Consider the following 17,390-nt stretch of genomic DNA (forward strand, 5'->3'; position numbering starts at 1 on the left):
TGCGGAGGCGGTGGGATTTGAACCCACGGAGGTGTTGCCACCTCTACGGTTTTCAAGAGGGTCACGGCGCATGGGCGTGCGATGCGTTGACCTGCGTGGACGAGGATGCACTGGCGCCCAGGAAGGCGCGTGGGGGCCGTGTGGGGGCAACTCTCCCGCAGGCACTCCTGGAGCGGGTGTCACAGCCTTGAATCCTGCCCGCGCAGCGGAGAAGGGGCGCCCAGCGGGACACTGCCTGCGCAACAACTTTCCTCTACATCTTCAAGGCGGCTCGCTCCGCTCCCCGCGCGCGGCCCAGCCCCCGGCCGGGCCTGCGCTCCTGTCTCCGCCCCGCTCCAGCCCGGCCGACGCCCGGGCCGCGCTCAGAGCAATATGCCGCCTGAGGTGAGAGAAGGGGTACGTCGCGGCTGGGACGGTCGGCTCCGCGGCTTTAGGCAGCCACTTTGGCGCGAGCTTCGAAAATCATCGCCCCAACGTCGTGGCTTTAGCGGGCAGGTCCACAGACTGTCCAACCCGCCATCAGCTTACGAGGCTGAGATCAGTTACCCCAAAGCAGCTCCAGTCCAAAGCTGCTCCGCCGAGCTTAGCTTGCGGTATTCCGACTGCTCTCACTAGGCCACCTCCGCAAGGTATCCCCGCAACCAGGATGAGTCTCCGTTTCCTTGCGGAACAGATCTGCCATCCTCTGCCTATTCTCCGCTATTTCTGCCGCAAGTCGGTCAACGTCCGAGATTGTGAATTCTCGCTCCTGCAGACCTTTTCGCTGCCTGCTTCGGATGCACCAAAACAATTTCTCGTCCTCCTGGCCGTCCTTCCAGGGGCGGCCAACATAGTCATCGCCCTCCGTCCAGCCGAGGGTGAACTCCTCTCGCCAGGTGCCGTGGATGACCGCGTTGCGTAGCACTCGCAGTTGCGCAGCCCAACTCAAGAGCTTTTGGAACTCTTCATGATCTTCGGGAGCCCACAAGCGGTAGCGACCACCATCAACATGCGCGAGCATGGTTTTGAACGTACTGCTCAACCACTCGCTACTTTGACCTTCAAATAGAATCCAGACGTCATCGGCGCTCCCAGGAAGGAGCTCGGATATCATCTCTCGCAGCATTTCATCGACCTGGGCACTTTCAACTGCCACTCGACCAATAGCCCTGAAAAGATCTGCGTTCGATGTGAATTCGAGCAAGGTGACCCCCTGAAGTGAATGGTCACAGCATGGCAGGCTTCGCAGGGCTGCACATCCAAGTTTCTTGATTGAGACCGTCAGTACCTCTCTCACCCTGTGACTACGGGTTGTCGGCTGAGACAGCGGCGGCCACGGCGTTGGTGCAGCTGTCAGCCAGGTATCCCGCCGTGCGACATCTGTTCTTCCATACAGCTCGACTGAGCCCGGTGGCCGGCGCGCGGGGCATACGCGTGCCTGGTCGTTCTGCGGTCCCGCCCTCGTGGCGGGCTTTCTCCGGCTGAGGTCAGTGCAGGGAGGCCGTTGCTGTACAGCAGCGAAGTACAACAACCCCCGCGACCGCAGAGGGCCCGCATCAGCCGCAGGAGGCCGGGTGCAAGCCTCACCGGACCCCACCAATCACCCCGCCCGTAGTTCGGGACGAAGAGGTCGCTCCGTTAAGGTGCGCGGCATGACCGACAACGCCCCGGCATGCCCCGAGTGCAGCCAGCCCATGAAGGCTGGTGGCTTCGTCCTCTCTCAGCGGGAAGACAGTGGCCAGCGGACATGCCGGATGCTATGGGGGTGTACCGGTCGGCACGTCTGGTGGCGCTGGGCCGACCAGCCGGATGAGCCTTTGGAGGTCTGCCCGGTGCCGGAACTATTCCGCTGACATCACGTCCCCGGACAGCGGCAGCTCCTAGCAACCAACCATGGCACCGGTGCACGGGCAGGAAGCGACCAAGCCAAGCGGGGATCGAACTCCTAAAGCGGGTGTCAACCCACCAGGCCAGGCTCGAACGGGCTGGCCCCCTCCACAACGGGCCGGGGCTGCGGGTCTACAGCGTCCGGCCGACGCAGGCGGGACGCCCGTAAGGCAGCCTGGGCGACCCCGCATCGCGATTCGGCGGACGACTGCCGCACCAGATGCGCACCAGAACGGCCGGTGACCAGCGGTCAACAAAGGACACCACGGCAACCCGTCGCCACCCAGCGAACCCGCATCGGCCCAACTCAGCCGCCTAACTGCCCCCACCCACCCCGTGATTCCCAGGCTCATAGCCTTCCCATGCCCATGGCCGTAGGCTGCCGCCATCACTGAGGTCCGCTGTCAGGATGACTCAGGGGCAGTCTCATACGCGGCTTTCACGACCCGGGCCAATTCCTCCGTGACGCCTGGAGCGCACACCACCGTCGCGCTCGACGCCGCCGTGTGAGGCGTCCCGTCCCAGTCCATGACCCTGGCGCCGGCCTCCCTCGCGATTGCCGTTCCTGCCGCCGTGTCCCACGGGTGATTGCTCAAGGCGATCGAGGCATCAAGGCGGCCAGCGGCGACCCAGGCGAGGTCGGTTGCTGCTGAGCCGAGCATGCGGACGCGCATGGCGCGGGTGGCCAGGAGGTTGGTCAGCGCGAGGCGGGGGGCGTTGCGGTTCTCCGCGTTATGGCCGACGGCGTAGTCGCCGATGGCGACGATGGCGTCCTTCAGAGCCGTAGTGCGGCGAGGAGAGATTCGCTCCTCGCCGCGGAAGGCACCCTGCCCTTCCGCCCCTCGGTAGCGCTCGCCCAGGAACGGAAGGTCGATCACGCCCAGCACCGAGCGGTTCCCCTCGACCAACCCCAGTGAGACCCCGCACAGTGGCATGCCGTTGACCAGGTTCGCCGTGCCGTCGACAGGGTCCAAGGACCAAGTGAGGCCGCCTCCCGCCTCGTTACTGGCGCCGTGCTCCTCTCCCAGAAAACCGATCTCCGGCGTCTCCGCAAGCAAAAAGCCCCGCAGCTTCTCTTCGACCGCAAGGTCGATCTCGGAGACGGTGTCCCGGTCGCCCTTCGCGGTGACCTTGCCGAGCGACATGGTGGTCACCAGCTCGGCGGCCTGGTCGACGGCGCGGTCGGCGACTTCGAGAAGCGCGGCGAGGTCGGTCATTCGGTGGTCCGCCTTTCCCACATGCTGGTGAAGATCTGGTCAAAGGTCGAGTAGAGGCCACCGACTGCTCGGCGCTTGCGCACCAGGAAGACCGGCGAATCGACGCCCCGCGTCTCCGGAAGATACGGCTGGGCGACGCACATCTGCTTGTCGATCAGGGTGAGGTTGAACCGGATCGACTCGTCATAAACGCCGATCTCCACACGGCCAGCCGCTTCTTCGGACAGCTCTCCGACGACGCGCTCTTTGAGGATCGCGATATTCAGTGCCGTCAAGGCCGACAGCTGCCCTTCGGGGTAGCCCTCTTCTCGCTCACGGTCGGCTATGTAGCGGCCGTTGGGCTTGAGGAAAAGCGCCTGGAGGTGCGTACCGCCCTGGACGATTTCCTTGAGCCGTGAGCCGGAGTACGCCTGGCACAGCAGGTTGAGGGACAGGCCGCACATCCGGATGTCTTTCGCGTCGTCGAAGATGTCCGACGCGGGGACCTTCGCCTGGAACTCCGAGCGGCTGACGTAGACCCCTGTGAGGTCGGCGAACTGGTTGCCGACCAACTGGGCCAGAGCGTCCTGGCTTTCGTCGCCGTCAGCGCCGCCGAGCTGCGGCCCGCGTTGCCGGCCGATTATGTCGGCGGCGACCAGGACGTCGCCGGGAGGTGTCGTCACCCCCTCCCAGGACTCCAACGCTTCCGGGCTGACGTGCCAGTCCAGCATCGCGGACAACAGCTCGGCGAACTCTTCGACCGAGAGTCCCCGTGCTGCCCGAGCGGCAGCGAGCTGGTTGCGCGCGAGCTGGGACAGGTCCGGCTTGTAGGCGGTCCGGCCGTGCAGTGACACCACTTCTGCCGAGTCGTTGGCAGGCTCCCGCAAGTTCTCCCCCTTCACTGCGTCAGTCGCCGGCGGCTCGTTTGCGCGCCGGTGCTGCCGCCTGGTCCTTGATTGGTGCCTTGTCGTGCGGGTACGGCTGCCCCACCCGTCCGTAGAGCTCGATGAGCTGCGACTGGAGAACAGCCACCGACCGGCGCAGCTCGGACAGCTCCTTCTTCACTTGGGCGATATCCGTCGCCGCGCTTCCCACGGACGCGAGCTGTTCCCGGACCTCACTCAGTCCGTGCGCGACTTCCTCCAGGGAGGCACGATCCGACGCAGCCTCTTCCGGGGTGGCCTGGACGTACACGGCCTTGCCCGGGTGGCCGTAGATCAGCCCTTCTTCGCGGAGGATCTTGAGAGCGTCCCGGACCACGGTGGTGGAGCCGCCGTACTGCTTGATCAGCTCTCTCGCCGACGGAAGCGCCGAGCCGACAGGCAAGTCGCCATCAGCGATCTGCCTGCGCAGACGCTCCGCGAGCAGCCGATAGGCAGGGCCCGCGCTGGTCTCGGCCAAGGTGTCCTCCTTCTGCGTACATCTGGCTGAAGCAGCCGCACCTAGTCCAGCACACCGCCGCCGCAGCACACAGCGAAGGTGAAATCCGGGGCCGCAGAGTCGCTTGACAACCTGATGCACTAGGTAGAACCTGGTGCATCAGGTTGAGCCCGGGTGAGACCGACCGGGACGACCCATGCCATGCAAAAGCCCCGGCGATGTCGGCCGAGCGGGAGCGGCCACTCCCAACCCGGCCCACCGGGGCTGCACCGGAATTCCTCGCCAAAGGAGTCCAACGATGCTCGACGAGCGTATCGCCGCCGTGACGGGACAAGCGCCGAGCCAGCGCACTGTCCCCGAGACGATGCTGCTGGTTGCCGAACGACTGTCCGCGATGGCTGACCTGCCACCGGTCACCGTGGACGTGCACGCCTACCGGCCCCATCTCGGCAGCCCCGGCGTGACTCTCCAGGTCGCCTCCTGGGCCGCTCCGGAAGACAAGTTCCCCGCTGTAGCACAGATCTTGACCGCGTTCGGCGGTGGTGAGCCGGTGGCACACCAGTACGACGACAACGAACTGGGGTGTCACTTCAGCGGTGACGCGAACTGGAAGGGCGTGGAGATCAGCATCTTCGCTTGCACCTCGCCCACCGACGCTTGCCGCCCGGCTACTGGGGAGGCGGCGTGATGGCGACGAAGCCGGCATACGACGCACGCCCGACGTGCGCGAGCGCGCGGTGTCCCCGGTGCCAGGCGAACACATCCGTGTCGCGGTGCCGTACCGCGGCTCGGGAGGTGTGCGGTTCCTGCGGACACACCTGGACTCCTGGGCCGCGAATCGAACGGGCGGAGGTGCGCTGATGGCTTTCCGTCCCGTCCGCCACGCGTCCTACCTCGCTATACGGGGAACCTCGCGGCCCGACCTCCGGTCAGCCAAGCGCCGTGATCAACGTCCGAATCGACGCAGCCGCGGCGGTGCCCCGAGCCTGGGAGCCGACCCGACCGTAGAGGCCGCTGCGGCGTGCAAGGACACCTCCACGGATCTGTTCTTCTCCGACGGCCGCGAGGAAATCGTGGTCGCCAAGGAGATCTGCAACTCCTGCCCTGTACGCATCCGCTGCCTGGACCGGGCGCTGGCCAACGGCGAACGGTTCGGAATCTTCGGCGGGCTGACGCCCGACGAGCGCAGCGAGCTGGCCAGGGCCGACTCGGAGCAAAGGGGGGCAGCGGCATGAATGAGCCGACGATGCCCCATGGATCGCCGACCAACCCGACGTACGTGCTGACGGACGCTTTCGGTCGCCAACACGCCTCCCTGGCACCGGCGCAGCAGTCGAGCCAGGTCGTGCCCCACCACACGGGCCAGACCTGTGCCTGCGGTTCCCATGCTCCGGTTCCCGGCCCTGGTGCTGGCCGCCGCCTCGCACTGTCGCCCGGAACCGTCGCAGTCGGCGTCGCCGGCGCGCTGGTCGTCGGCTCGGTCCTGGTCGCGCTGCTCCTGTCCGTGGCCATGGTCGCGCTGGCCGTTGCTACGACCGCGGTGTCGGTCATGGTCTGCGCGCTGGTGCTGCGCTCGATGGCCGGGCTGGACATGCCCATCTCCGGCGGCCGTAAGCACCGCCGCTGAGCACCTCTCTCTGCTTCCTCTTCCTCTGTGCCGTCGGGCCTTGCTGCCCACTGCCGCTGCTGCGTCCTGGCCGCAGGCCCGACGGCCCTCTGTTCGGAGGTTCCAGCCACTTATGTCGACCCCGACGAAGCACTCCCTGACCCGAGCGCTGGCTGAGCAGCGCCGCGAGCTGGCCGCTCTGCGCCACGATCACGCCGAGCTGCTGGCCGCCGCCCGTGCCGCCGTCTGCGCGCACTACGACGGCCAGGCCCTGCCGCTCACCGTCCTCATCGACACCCTCGACCAGCTCGGGCAGCTCCCCGAGTTCTCCCCGTACGTGACCGACGCGGCCCTGAACTTCCTCGGCACCTCTGCCGACGTCGCCGACGACGTCCGTGCATCCAGTCCCACCGTGCTGACCAGTGGGAGGCGCGTCGCATGAGCGCCAGGACCCGCTGTCCGCTGTGCGGTTGGCACCGGACGTACCGCAAGCAGAAGGCCGGCCGTCGCGCCGTTCGCTCGCACACCTGCCACCCGGCGCACGAGAGGAGGCCCGCATGAGCGTGCTGATCAGTGCGGCGAGCGCAGCACTGCCCCTGTCTGGTTGGGGCCTGCACACCCTGTGGATGCAGCGGCGACTGGCCACCGCGAGCAAGGACCCGCTGACAGGGCTGCTGCGACGCGACGCCTTCGAGCAGCAGGCCGCCCGCATGCTGACCGCCCAGATGAGGCCGTGCGCTGTCGTCGTGGTCGACCTGGACGGCTTCAAGGCCGTCAACGACACCTGGGGTCATGCAGCTGGCGATGAAGCGATTCGTACGGCTGGACAGGTTCTTGGCCGTGCTGTCGGGGGCGGTTACAGCGGCCTGGTCGCCCGGCTGGGCGGTGACGAGTTCGCCGCAGCAGTGCCGATGTCCGGCCCCTCCACTCTGACCTCGCTGCTGGAGGGCGTGCACCGCGAGCTGTGTGCGCCGTTGGCCTTCGAGGGGCACGAGTTGCGCCTGGGAGCTTCTCTGGGGGCCGTCTTGCATGAGCCAGCCGCGCCCGCTGACCTTTCGCGGCTGCTGCGCCTGGCGGACGAAGCCATGTACGAGATCAAGCGCCATGGCGGCGGCTGGCTGCTCACCAACAGCGACCACCCCCAACACGCCACCCTGAACGGCCGCCGCGCGGGCCGACACGGCACCGCCCCGGTCAGCGGAGGAAAGGCCACCTACCTGCCTCACCCCCTCGCCCCGGCTTCCGAGATGGGCGGTGAGTGAGGTGCGTATGCGCACGCCGATTGGTCTGCCGGTCGAGGTCGGCGAACTGGACGGCTATGTGATCGCACTAACCGTCGAGCAGTTCCTGGGCTGGCCCTCGCTGTGGTGGCACACCTGGGCGCCGGACGGCTCGTACGCGGGCCAGACCAACAACGCGCACTGGCTCGCGCTGCTGATCGCTGACCACCGGCACAAGACCGCGTAGGGCCCGCCGCCCTCTTCCGATCGCCTTGTGCGGCCGACAGTGCCCTCTCCCGTGCCTCCCCCCGGAGTTGATCGTGTCCCACTTCCTTCTCAACCACGCCAACGGCACCGAGCGCACGGTGCCCGCTGTCGGCGGCCTGGTCGCCGCCGATGGCACGCCGTTGGCCGAACCCGTCCGCTCGAACCGCCCCGCCGAGGACAGCCCGCAGGAAAGGCCCTCGGCACCGACTCACCAGCACGCTCCCGAGACAACTGCGTCAGCGGACGTCGAGCCCTCGAACGACCAGGACGAAGCCGCTGTCCCCAACCCGCCAGGGACCAAAGCACGCTGGCTGCTGATCGGCGTTGTCGTCCTCGGCGCGCTCGTGATTGCCGCGATCGGCTTTGCCGGCTCGTACAAGGCTGTGCGTGACCTGGCCGTGCGCCAGGGGTTCGGCGGCTTCGCGCCGTACTTCCCCATCGGTATCGACGCCGGAATCGTCGTACTCCTCGCGCTCGATCTGTTGCTGACGTGGCTGCGCATCGCCTTTCCCCTGCTACGGCAAGCGGCCTGGCTGCTGACCGGGGCAACGGTCGCGTTCAACGCCGCCGCTGCCTGGCCGGACCCGCTCGGCGTCGGGATGCACAGCGTCATCCCGCTGCTGTTCATCGTCAGCGTGGAGGCAGCGCGGCACGCCGTCGGACGCGTCGCCGACATCACGGCCGCCAAGCACATGGAGGGCGTGCGACTGGCGCGCTGGCTGCTCGCCCCGCCGTCCACCTTCCGGCTGTGGCGACGCATGAAGCTGTGGGAGCTGCGCTCGTACGAAGAGGCAGTCACCATCGCCCAGGACTGGGCCGTCTACCGGGAGCGGTTGCGCGCCCAGTACGGAAGGACGTGGCGCCGCAGCGCACCCACTGACGCGGTGCTGCCGCTCAGGCTCGCCCGGTACGGCCTCCCGGTCGCAGACGCGGTCGCCTGCGTGCGAAGCCCGGACGCGCCCGCGCCCGACCGCATCCCTCAGCGCACGGAAGCACCACGCGCCGAGCGCATCCCTGCCTCCCCGGACGCACCCCGCACCACTGCATCCGGCAAGCAGCCGGACGCACCAAAGCGAGCCGCATCCCGGGCCTCCCGCACCCGCACCCCGCGCGCCTCCGCCCGCCCCGGCACGGACGCAGCGACCACGGCCGGAAAACCCGCCACCGACGACGAACGCCGCGCGCTGCTGCGGCGGCTCGCCGCCGAGGGCCGGCCGCCCGCCTCGATCCGCCAGGCCGCCGACGTTCTGGGCTGCCGCCAGTCGAAGGCCAAGCAGCTGCTGGCCACTGAAGACCTGCTGAACACCGCCAACGCCCCCAAGAACGCCCACAAGTGAGGTACCTGCCGTGACCAACCCGATCCGATACAGCCGCTGGCACACACCCCGCGTGGTGACCGCCAGCGCACTCGATGTCCTCGCCGACATCACTGGAACCGTCTCCTTCGTAGGCGCCGCCTGGTTCGGCGCCCTGGCCCTCTCCGCAGCGTTCGGCGACTCGCCTACGTACGACCCTGCGGACGCACCCGGTCTGGCGCTGCTCGGACTGGCGTCGCTGGGCGTCGAACGCGTCGCCTTCCTTCTGTTCAGCTGCCCGGCCGCGCGCCTGCGTCCCGGCTTGGGCGAGCTGCCGGGCTGGGCGGTGCCCGCATCCGTGCGTGAGCAGGTGCACGGCTTCCTGAGCGCCCGGGGTCCCGTACGTGTCAGTGAGGCCGCCCGCGGCCTGGAACTGCCGAGGAGCACAACCCGCTCGGCACTGCACCGGCTGGCTGCCGACGGTGTCGCCTACCGGTCTCGGTTCGGCGAGTGGTCGGAGACATCCGACAGCCAGCGCCAGGCCGACGACGGCCCGCAGGCGCCGGTCATCGAGGGCGGCGAGTGGGAGACCCGATGAGCCGTCGCCAGAAGGCCAGGAAGCAGCGCGAGGCGGCGCACTACGCGGCCAAGCGAGCTGCGGCGACAACCGCCGCCGAGCAAGCCGCCGTCGCCTTCGACCACGTGCGCGCCCGCTTGGCGGACCTGCCCGAGTCAGAGCGCGAGCAGGCGTGGCAGCGCGTTGCCGACGACCTCGAAGCCTGGGCCCAGCACTTCACCCACGAGCACGCTGCGTGAGCGCTCGCGTGAAATTCACGTCCGTATTCACACGTCCCCGCACGCCAACGCGGAGACGCGCGCAGGCGCGCGCGAATCCACAATCACGGAACGTCACGAAAGTTGATCTTGAAAGGAGGGGCGGTCAGTGTCCTTCTTCGCTGCGTCGATCTCCGTAACTGTTGCTGTCCTCTGCCTCGTTGCCGCCGGACTGCTGCGAACGGTCGGGCGGCGCAAGGCGCCGCGCCTGACCACGCTGCTCGTACTCGCCGGCGTCGTCGGCATCGTCGGGACGCCGGTGGGCAGCTGGCTGCGCACCGCCGTCGGCTGGGCCGACTCGTCGCTCAGCACAATCATCGGCCGCTACACCGGCGCCACTGCCGTCGGCCTCATCGGCCTGGTGACGGCCGCTGTCGTCGGCTTCGACCTGTTCCACAAGTCGATCAACAACCGCACCCTCGCCTGCGCCGCTGTGGTGCCCGTCGCCGGGGTGTCCATCCCTGGCACGGCCGGAGCGATCGTCATGGGCGCCGTCGGCGCTGTGGCCAGCGCATTTGGCGCTCTCGGCAGCTTCCTCTTCTGACCCGTGCACAAGCGCACGCACTTTGCTCACTTACTCACCCAACTCCTCAACCCACCTGGAGGTGAGGCCCCATGGGAATCGTCATCGTCCTTCTCGCGGTGTGCTGGGCCGTCGGCGACGGCTTCAGCAACGCGACGAGCAGTGTCCGGGACAACTACCGGACCAAGCGCGACCGTCGGCACCAGGCCGCCCAGAACCGGCGCAAGCAGGCCGCCCGCGGAGGAGGCCCGGCGCCACGCAGCGCCAGCACTGGCGTCAAGGTCGCGTCGGGCGCCGCGACCGTCGCCGTCGGCGGGTTCCTCGTAACCCGCGGCTTTGTCGACGGCGTACGAGCCGGCTGGCCCAAGGGCATGGACCGCGCCCGCCGCTGGGCCGACACACGCAAGAACGGCACAGCCGACAACTCGCCGACGCAGCAGGACGCCAAGGGCCAGAACAGCGCTCCGACCCCGCCCGAACAGCAGCCGAACGTGCCTCAGTCCTCTCCAAAGGCCGGCGCGACCGACACCCAGAAGCCCCCCGCCGCCCCTCAGCGCGGCGGGCCCACCCCCAACCGCCCAAACACTCCCGGAGGTTCCACCGTGTCCATCAACACCGCCACCGGCGGCGAAGTCCACAGCTACGAACAGCTCCTCGCCGAGCTGAACTCCATCGCCGTCGAGGCCCAGGCCGAGCTGGAGGACGCGCAGGCCGACGCCCAGCGCGCCCGCGAGGACGCCGAACGCATCGACCTGATGGTCGGCTCCCTGACCGAGCTGGAGCTGGATCAGGAAACGCTCGGCAGGATCAGCTCCCTTGCTGACACGGCCAGCGCGCGGCTGGAAGCCGCCAACGCCCGTGCGGTCGCCGCCGACAGCCGCGCCAGCGGCGCCATGGCCACTGCCCAGCACGTCCAGCAGATGCACCAGGCGCTCGCCGAGGCATACGCCTCCGTTCCCGACGGCGGGGCGAAGAAGGAGTTCTACATCTCCGGCTGATGCCCCAGAGGTGGTCCGGCCGACTGAGGTCGGCCGGACCACCGCCCTCCCTCTCCCTCCCCGACCGCCCCACGCAAGGAGCACGAGCCCGCATGCTGCGCCGCCACCCTCGTGTTGTTATCCGCCGCTCCAAGCTCGCCACTGCCGTAGCAACCGCCCGCGCCCTCTTCCGGTCCAGCCATGGGACGGTGCGCTTCCTGTGGCGGTATCGGCGCCCGCTGGCGCCCGTACATGCGGCCGTCGCCCTCGGCACCCTCGGGGCCGCATGCGGCGCCGCCGTCGACGGATGGAAGACGGCGCTGCTGCTCGACGGCGCCCTGGCAGTGGGCGTCGCATGGTGGCTGCGTCGGCGCCGCCGCAGGGACAAGCAGCTGCGCCCGGCAAAGCGCGTGTACGCCATCGCCTCTGCTGGCACGGCGGGTGCCCTGTTGCTCGCCATGGCAGCACGCGGTGGCCTGACCCCACCCATGCCCGGCCTGCTCCTGGTGTGGCTGCTGGCGACTGGTGTCCCGTGGTGGTGGCACCACCGCATCCGCGACCACGGCGACCTTTCGGCCGAGCTGGAGCTGTGGGAAACCCGTGTCGCCCATGAAAAGGGGGCACTCACTGGCTCTTGGCTGAGCGACTTCGAGAAGGTCGCCGACGGCAACAGCTCTCGCGCGATCATCAATCTCCCGCCTGGCCAGCTGGAGACCGCACAGGCCGTCTCCGCCACCGGTCGCGTTGCTTCTGCCTTCGGCGTTCCGCCGTCCAACGTCGTCATCGAGGCCACCCGCGACGGCGCCAACGACAAGGCCCAGCTCTCCCTCTACCGCAGCAACCCCCTTCAGGCCGTCCACCTGTGGCCAGGCCCGCACCTGCTCGACCACGAAGCAGGTGTCGCGCCGATCGGCGTCTATGCGGACAGCGGCCATGTCCCGTACCGGTTCTGGCGACCCGGCTCAGGCCCAGTGCACGACCTCATCGCCGGCACCACTGACGCGGGCAAGTCCCGACTGCTCGACCAGCTCCTCGCTTACGAACGGCACAGCCCGCTCATGGTGTCCTGGGTGATCGACCCGCAGCGCGGGCAGTCGCTGCCGGACTGGCAGGACGCGGTCGACTGGTTCGCCGACAGCGTCGCCGAGGGCAAGAAGCTGCTCAAGGCAGCACAGCGCGAGATGTACCGCCGTAACCGGCTGCTCGCCCGCATGGTCTGGACGGACGAGAAGGGCCGTCAGCGTCGCGGCAAGGCATCGTTCACGCCAACCCTGGAACTGCCGCTCCTGTGCGTGACGATCGATGAGGCGCACGCCATCCTCGCCGACCCGGAATGCGTGAAGATCGCCGAGGACCTGGCGAAGATGGCACGCAAGTGCGGCATCAAGCTCCGCCTGGTCACACAGGTGCCGCTGCTGTCCCAGCTCGGCAACTCCCAGACGCTGCGCGACATGGTCGCGGCGGGCAATGTCGTCGTCCTGCGCACCGCCAACCGGCTCTCCGGTCAGGTTGCCTTCAACGGCGCCATCCCGGCCGACCCGCACGCCCTCCCGCGCGAGTTCCCCGACGGCTCGACCACATCCGGCCTCGCCTACAGCCTCGGCCCTCAGTCCCGATCTTCGGTCCTGCGCACCTTCTACGTGGAAGACCCGTACGACTGGGCCGTCACCGGTGAGACGACCACGCTGTGCGAAGAGGGCATCAAAACGGCCGGCAAGGACTACGCGACGTGGCGCCAGCGGCGTGATGACGCCTGGAGCGAGCCTGAGCCGACCGAGGAAGAGCAACCCGCGGCAGCCGCCATGTCTCCGGTGGTCCCGGCCGACGCCAGCGCCATCGACACCGTGCACGACTACCTGATGCACCGTGGCGAACCGGTCCGCACCGGCGTCGTCGCCCAGGCGCTCGACCTCCCGCTGCCCACCGTCAGTCAGTCGCTGCGCCGCCTCGCCGACGAAGGCCGCGCCCTCAAGGTCCGGCACGGCGTATGGGCCGCGGCAATCAACTCCGCCGACGACAACGAGTCGACTTCCGAGGCCGCCGCTTGATCTGCCGCTTCCCCTGCCCATCCCCTCCGTCACCCGCCTCGCGGAAGGCCCGTACGTGAACCAGCAGCCCCACCCAGCCGCCGACAACGTCCGACCGCTCCACTCCCATGCCGACGAGACAGACGCCATCGATACGACGGCGATGCCTCACGACCTGGAGGCCGAACAGGCCGTGCTCGGCGCCATGCTGCTCCCCGGCCCCAATCGGACGCAGACCGCGGTCATCGCCGAGGTCACCAGCCGCATCGGCGCCGAGGACTACTACCGGCCCGCGCACGCCACCATTCACACCGCGCTCGTCGCCATGCATGAGCATGGCCACGCTGTCGATCCCATCCTGCTGACCCACCACCTGAGCAAGACCGGCGACCTGAACCGTGTAGGTGGTGCCGCCTACCTCCACCGCCTCGTCCAAGCCGTCCCCACCGCGGCGAACGCCGACTACTACGCCGAGATCGTCGCGGAAAAGGCCGACGAACGGCGCATCATCGAGACCAGCACTCGGGCCACCAGCCGTGTCCGCTCGGGTATGGGCGACAGCGCAGGCATCGCCGCTGACGCAGCTGCCGAACTCTCCACCCTGCGGACCGCCGAGCGCTGGCCCGCCCCCGTGCCGCTCGGCACGACCGCCCCGCTCCCCAGCTTCCCTGTCGACGCTCTTCCTGCGTGGGTCGGCGAGCACGTCGCCGCTGTCGCCGAGTTCACCCAGACCCCGCCCGACATGGCCGCCACCATGGCGCTCGCTGCCCTCTCGACGGCAGCTGGCGGACGCGTACACATCCAGATCCGACCCGGGTGGGTCGAGCAGTCCAACCTCTACCTCGTCTGCGCCATGCCGCCCGCGTCCCGGAAGTCAGACGTGTTCGCGGCCATGACGGCGCCGATCTACGAGGTTGAAAAGCAGCTCCAAGACGAGACTCGAGCCGCTCGTGTCGAGGCTGAGACGGCCAAGGAGGCCGCCGAAGCCGAAGCGGAGGCCCTCATGGCCAAGGCCCGCAAGGCTGATGGCGGCGACCCCGCTGCACTCGTAGCCGAAGCCTCAGCAGCCCGCATGCTCGCCGAGGACATCGTGGTGCCGCCGAAACCCCGCCTGACCGTCTCCGGGGACGTCACCCCGGAACCGCTCACCCACCAGCTCGCGGTGCACCGCTGCCTCGCCGTCCTCTCCCCCGAAGGCGACCTGTTCGACATCATCGCCGGCCGCTACAGCGCCCGACCGAATCTCGGTGTCTTCCTCAAAGCTCACAAGGGCGAACGTCTGGAGACGGACCGCATCACCCGTGAACAGCCCTCCACCGACCGGCCCGCCCTGACAATCGGCGTCACCCCTCAGCCCTCCGTCCTCCAGGACCTCGGCGAAGCTCACGGCGCACGCGATCGCGGCCTGCTCGCGCGCTTCCTCTACGCGCTGCCGCCCTCCAACCTCGGCTACCGCAAGACCCGCACCGCCCCGGTACCGGAACAGGTCTCCAGCACCTACGCCGCACGACTCGACGCGCTTTTGCGAACCCTCTTGACCTTGCCGGAGTCCGTCACCGTGGCCATGGACGCGCACGCCGACCAGGCGGTCGAAGCGCTCCAGGCCGAGGTCGAAGTGCAGATGCGCCCGGACCACCGGCTCGAACACCTCCAGGACTGGGCGGGAAAGCTCGTGGGCACCACCGCCCGCGTCGCGTGCCTGCTCCACCTCGCCGAACGCCTCACTGACGGCTGGGGTGACCCCGTAGCGGCCAGCACAGTTCAGCGAGCAACCGAGATCACCCGGTACTACACCGAGCACGCCCTGGCCGTCTTCGACCTCATCGGCTCCGACCCGGCTACCGAGGACGCCCGCACCATCCTCGACTGGCTCGGCCGGCCAAAGACCGACGGCACCTACCGCCGTGCCATCAAACGGCGCGACGCCGTCGCCGCCTCCCGCCGCTTCCGCACCGTCGCCCAAGTCGATCCCGCGCTCCAGCTGCTCGAAGCTCACGGCTACCTGAAGGCCGAAGAGCCAGCGAGAACCGGCCGCGTCGGACACCCCTCCTCCGTCACCTACCGCGTCCACCCCGGCTTGCAGAAACCGACGGACGGCGATCATGCCCGTTAATCGTCAGCACCGTCAGCACAATCCGCTGACCAGGAGCAACGCCCGTAAGCACCTCGTCAGCACATGTCAGCGCTGTCAGCAGTACCACCGAATACCGCTGACGCCGCTGACGGCTGCTGACATCCGTCAGCACAGCGAAACCGCTGGTCGCCGGATTCTGCTGACGTTGCTGACGGTCCGCGCGCCTCCCCCTCGGCCGACACCTGGACGTACGACTGCTCACCCCATCGCGCCCCCCGAAAGGGACTGATCACCTTGGCCAAAGAGCCCCTGATGAAACTGCCCGAAGTGCTCGATGAAATCGGGATCTCCAAAGCCGCCTTCTACCGATGGCGCGCTCGTGGCAAGGCCCCCAAGTGCAGAAAGCTCCCCAACGGTCAGCTCCGCTTTCGCCGCGCTGACGTCGACGCCTGGCTGGACTCATGCGAGGAGAACCGCGATTGCTGACGTATGACGTGAAGTTCTACGAGATCGAGCACCGCCCCGATCGCCGCAAGCCCTACCGCGTGCGCTGGGTCGTCGGCGGCAACCGTCACTCGAAGAGCTACCAGCTCAAGCCGCAGGCAGAGGGGCGCAAGTCCGAACTCATGGAAGCCGCCCGGCGGGGCGAGCAGTTCGACACAGAACGAGGGCTTCCCGTCTCGGAACTTCGGGCCAAGGACGTGGTCACCTGGTACGAACACGCATGTGCCTACGTCCTCATGAAGTGGCCGCGTGCCGCAGCGAAGCACCGAGCCGGTATCGCGGACGCCTTGGCGACTGCGACCCCAGCGCTCCTCAAGCAACCGACCAGTCGGCCGACCCCGTCGCGAAGCGATATCCGACAGGCCCTGTTCCAGTGGGCGTTCCGCATGGTGCGCAACGACAAGAACGAGCTGGTTCCCCGCCACCAGGTCGAGGAGCCGCCGCCGAGAGTTTCCCGAGCTCTGGCGTGGGTCTCGCAGAACTCCCTCACTGTCCAGGAAGCTGCCAACCCGGAAGCCGTACGCAAAGCCCTCAACGCCGTCTCCGCGAAGCTCAACGGCGAACAGGCAGCCGAGAACACCGCTCGCCGAAAGCGCATGGTGCTGAACAGCACCTACAACTACGCCCTCGAACGGGAGCTGATCGAAGGGATCAACCCGCTCAAGCGCGTCGACTGGCAGGCTCCGCAGACCGATGACGAAGTCGACTTCCGCTACGTCCCCGACCCCAAGCTCGCCAGCGCGCTCATACGCGAGGCAGCTCGCCAGGGCGCCCGTGGTGCTCACCTGCACGCGTACTTCGGCTGCCTCTACTACGCCGCCATGCGCCCCGCCGAAATCAGCCAGCTCAAGGCAAAGGACTGCCGTCTCCCCAAGAAGGGCTGGGGCACTCTCACCCTGGACAGCAGCTCACCGGAGGTCAGTACGGGCTGGACCGACGCAGGAAAGCCGTACGACGAACGCGGCCTGAAACGACGCGCGCGCAAGACCACCCGCCCAGTGCCTATCCCTCCTGTCCTTGTCACCCTGCTACGAACACACCTCGACACGTACGGCACCGCAGATGACGGCCGCCTCTTCCGCGCCGCCCGGGGCGGACGCGTCCGCTCGACGGAATACTGCGAGGTCTGGCACAAGGCTCGGCGAAAAGTCCTCAGCCCGGCGGACGCCAAAACGCCTCTCGCTGAAGTCCCGTACTCCCTGCGTCACGCCGGAGTGTCCTTGTGGATCACGGCAGGAGTTGAGCCGACGGAGGTAGCCCGAAGGGCCGGCCACAGCCTCGCCGTCCTCTACCGCGTCTACGCGAAGATCCTCACAGGCCGACAGGACCACTCGAACGAACTGATCGACAAGGCCCTGGGAGGACTTCCGGCGCCCTCAGACAAGGACGAACAGCCGTCTGACCAGGACGAGTAGCCGCAGAAGCGCCGCCCCCGTGGGGCACGCCTGGGGGAGACAGCCTGAGCGCAGGTGAGACTCCGGCGAGAAATCGTGAGACTGTTCGAATGACGAAGGAGTGCCGCGCAGTGCGCGGCACCCCTTTCACCTGCGGCTTTACCGCCAGTGCGGAGGCGGTGGGATTTGAACCCACGGAGGTGTTGCCACCTCTACGGTTTTCAAGA

19 protein-coding genes are annotated in these 17,390 nt (G+C 68.2%); 15 read left to right on the forward strand and 4 right to left on the reverse strand.

The window, feature by feature from the left end:
• Positions 1 to 583: 583 nt before the first annotated feature.
• The 4 genes from ACTWQF_RS36370 to ACTWQF_RS36385 all read right to left on the reverse strand — a co-directional run bounded on the left by ACTWQF_RS36370 (position 584) and on the right by ACTWQF_RS36385 (position 4,463).
• Positions 584 to 1,183, reverse strand: coding sequence for a hypothetical protein (locus ACTWQF_RS36370; protein WP_443284054.1), 600 nt, complete (start codon positions 1,181 to 1,183; stop codon positions 584 to 586).
• A gap of 1,087 nt (positions 1,184 to 2,270) precedes the next feature.
• Positions 2,271 to 3,083 carry an inositol monophosphatase family protein gene (locus ACTWQF_RS36375; RefSeq protein ID WP_443284055.1) on the reverse strand — a complete coding sequence of 271 codons (813 nt, stop codon included), beginning with the start codon at positions 3,081 to 3,083 and terminating at the stop codon, positions 2,271 to 2,273.
• Positions 3,080 to 3,949, reverse strand: a complete 870-nt coding sequence (locus ACTWQF_RS36380) for a DUF5919 domain-containing protein (RefSeq protein ID WP_443284056.1) — start codon at positions 3,947 to 3,949, stop codon at positions 3,080 to 3,082. The genes ACTWQF_RS36375 and ACTWQF_RS36380 overlap by 4 nt, the downstream gene beginning before the upstream one ends.
• Before the next feature lie 19 nt (positions 3,950 to 3,968).
• Positions 3,969 to 4,463, reverse strand: a complete 495-nt coding sequence (locus ACTWQF_RS36385) for a GntR family transcriptional regulator (RefSeq protein ID WP_443284057.1) — start codon at positions 4,461 to 4,463, stop codon at positions 3,969 to 3,971.
• A gap of 277 nt (positions 4,464 to 4,740) precedes the next feature.
• Here ACTWQF_RS36385 and ACTWQF_RS36390 point away from each other — a divergent pair, with 277 nt between their 5' ends.
• The 15 genes from ACTWQF_RS36390 (at position 4,741) to ACTWQF_RS36460 (ending at position 17,184) form a co-directional block, all read left to right on the forward strand.
• Positions 4,741 to 5,130 carry a hypothetical protein gene (locus ACTWQF_RS36390; protein WP_443284058.1) on the forward strand — a complete coding sequence of 130 codons (390 nt, stop codon included), beginning with the start codon at positions 4,741 to 4,743 and terminating at the stop codon, positions 5,128 to 5,130.
• A gap of 172 nt (positions 5,131 to 5,302) precedes the next feature.
• A complete protein-coding gene (locus ACTWQF_RS36395; RefSeq protein WP_443284059.1) occupies positions 5,303 to 5,677 on the forward strand; it encodes a WhiB family transcriptional regulator in 375 nt (124 codons plus the stop codon).
• The gene (locus ACTWQF_RS36400; protein WP_443284060.1) at positions 5,674 to 6,069 is read left to right on the forward strand and encodes a hypothetical protein; all 396 of its coding nucleotides are present in this window, start codon (positions 5,674 to 5,676) and stop codon (positions 6,067 to 6,069) included. The genes ACTWQF_RS36395 and ACTWQF_RS36400 overlap by 4 nt, the downstream gene beginning before the upstream one ends.
• Positions 6,070 to 6,181: 112 nt before the next feature.
• Entirely contained in the window at positions 6,182 to 6,490 is a 309-nt protein-coding gene (locus ACTWQF_RS36405; protein ID WP_443284061.1) for a hypothetical protein, read from the forward strand.
• 115 nt (positions 6,491 to 6,605) lie between these two features.
• Positions 6,606 to 7,310, forward strand: coding sequence for a GGDEF domain-containing protein (locus tag ACTWQF_RS36410; RefSeq protein WP_443284062.1), 705 nt, complete (start codon positions 6,606 to 6,608; stop codon positions 7,308 to 7,310).
• Positions 7,311 to 7,317: 7 nt separating this feature from the next.
• Entirely contained in the window at positions 7,318 to 7,515 is a 198-nt protein-coding gene (locus ACTWQF_RS36415) for a hypothetical protein (protein ID WP_433101972.1), read from the forward strand.
• Between the two features lie 73 nt (positions 7,516 to 7,588).
• The gene (locus ACTWQF_RS36420; protein WP_443284063.1) at positions 7,589 to 8,872 is read left to right on the forward strand and encodes a DUF2637 domain-containing protein; all 1,284 of its coding nucleotides are present in this window, start codon (positions 7,589 to 7,591) and stop codon (positions 8,870 to 8,872) included.
• Positions 8,873 to 8,882: 10 nt separating this feature from the next.
• Entirely contained in the window at positions 8,883 to 9,428 is a 546-nt protein-coding gene (locus tag ACTWQF_RS36425; RefSeq protein ID WP_443284064.1) for a helix-turn-helix domain-containing protein, read from the forward strand.
• On the forward strand, positions 9,425 to 9,646 hold the full coding sequence (locus tag ACTWQF_RS36430) for a hypothetical protein (protein ID WP_443284065.1): 222 nt from the start codon (positions 9,425 to 9,427) through the stop codon (positions 9,644 to 9,646). The genes ACTWQF_RS36425 and ACTWQF_RS36430 overlap by 4 nt, the downstream gene beginning before the upstream one ends.
• 127 nt (positions 9,647 to 9,773) lie before the next feature.
• Positions 9,774 to 10,208: a hypothetical protein gene (locus tag ACTWQF_RS36435; protein WP_443284066.1), complete on the forward strand. Its 435-nt coding sequence runs from the start codon at positions 9,774 to 9,776 to the stop codon at positions 10,206 to 10,208.
• A 71-nt stretch (positions 10,209 to 10,279) separates the two neighbouring features.
• Positions 10,280 to 11,185 carry a hypothetical protein gene (locus ACTWQF_RS36440; RefSeq protein WP_443284067.1) on the forward strand — a complete coding sequence of 302 codons (906 nt, stop codon included), beginning with the start codon at positions 10,280 to 10,282 and terminating at the stop codon, positions 11,183 to 11,185.
• A gap of 92 nt (positions 11,186 to 11,277) precedes the next feature.
• A complete protein-coding gene (locus ACTWQF_RS36445) occupies positions 11,278 to 13,212 on the forward strand; it encodes a hypothetical protein (RefSeq protein ID WP_443284068.1) in 1,935 nt (644 codons plus the stop codon).
• Positions 13,213 to 13,267: 55 nt separating this feature from the next.
• Complete coding sequence (locus ACTWQF_RS36450) at positions 13,268 to 15,304, forward strand: DUF3987 domain-containing protein (protein ID WP_443284069.1); 2,037 nt, start codon at positions 13,268 to 13,270, stop codon at positions 15,302 to 15,304.
• Positions 15,305 to 15,577: 273 nt separating this feature from the next.
• Positions 15,578 to 15,751 carry a helix-turn-helix transcriptional regulator gene (locus tag ACTWQF_RS36455; RefSeq protein ID WP_433101958.1) on the forward strand — a complete coding sequence of 58 codons (174 nt, stop codon included), beginning with the start codon at positions 15,578 to 15,580 and terminating at the stop codon, positions 15,749 to 15,751.
• On the forward strand, positions 15,745 to 17,184 hold the full coding sequence (locus tag ACTWQF_RS36460) for a site-specific integrase (protein ID WP_443284070.1): 1,440 nt from the start codon (positions 15,745 to 15,747) through the stop codon (positions 17,182 to 17,184). Before ACTWQF_RS36455 ends, ACTWQF_RS36460 begins: the two co-directional genes overlap by 7 nt.
• The last annotated feature ends 206 nt before the right edge of the window (positions 17,185 to 17,390 follow it).

The sequence above is a fragment of the Streptomyces sp. 8N114 genome, assembly GCF_052245835.1.
Taxonomy (GTDB): domain Bacteria; phylum Actinomycetota; class Actinomycetes; order Streptomycetales; family Streptomycetaceae; genus Streptomyces.

Bases quoted from the DNA above. Each gene is read 5' to 3' on its own strand.
- ACTWQF_RS36375 (WP_443284055.1), bottom strand. From the start codon at position 3,083: ATGACCGACCTCGCCGCGCTTCTCGAAGTCGCCGACCGCGCCGTCGAC.
- ACTWQF_RS36390 (WP_443284058.1), top strand. From the start codon at position 4,741: ATGCTCGACGAGCGTATCGCCGCCGTGACGGGACAAGCGCCGAGCCAG.
- ACTWQF_RS36395 (WP_443284059.1), top strand. From the start codon at position 5,303: ATGGCTTTCCGTCCCGTCCGCCACGCGTCCTACCTCGCTATACGGGGA.
- ACTWQF_RS36400 (WP_443284060.1), top strand. From the start codon at position 5,674: ATGAATGAGCCGACGATGCCCCATGGATCGCCGACCAACCCGACGTAC.
- ACTWQF_RS36405 (WP_443284061.1), top strand. From the start codon at position 6,182: ATGTCGACCCCGACGAAGCACTCCCTGACCCGAGCGCTGGCTGAGCAG.
- ACTWQF_RS36410 (WP_443284062.1), top strand. From the start codon at position 6,606: ATGAGCGTGCTGATCAGTGCGGCGAGCGCAGCACTGCCCCTGTCTGGT.
- ACTWQF_RS36415 (WP_433101972.1), top strand. From the start codon at position 7,318: ATGCGCACGCCGATTGGTCTGCCGGTCGAGGTCGGCGAACTGGACGGC.
- ACTWQF_RS36430 (WP_443284065.1), top strand. From the start codon at position 9,425: ATGAGCCGTCGCCAGAAGGCCAGGAAGCAGCGCGAGGCGGCGCACTAC.
- ACTWQF_RS36440 (WP_443284067.1), top strand. From the start codon at position 10,280: ATGGGAATCGTCATCGTCCTTCTCGCGGTGTGCTGGGCCGTCGGCGAC.
- ACTWQF_RS36445 (WP_443284068.1), top strand. From the start codon at position 11,278: ATGCTGCGCCGCCACCCTCGTGTTGTTATCCGCCGCTCCAAGCTCGCC.
- ACTWQF_RS36455 (WP_433101958.1), top strand. From the start codon at position 15,578: ATGAAACTGCCCGAAGTGCTCGATGAAATCGGGATCTCCAAAGCCGCC.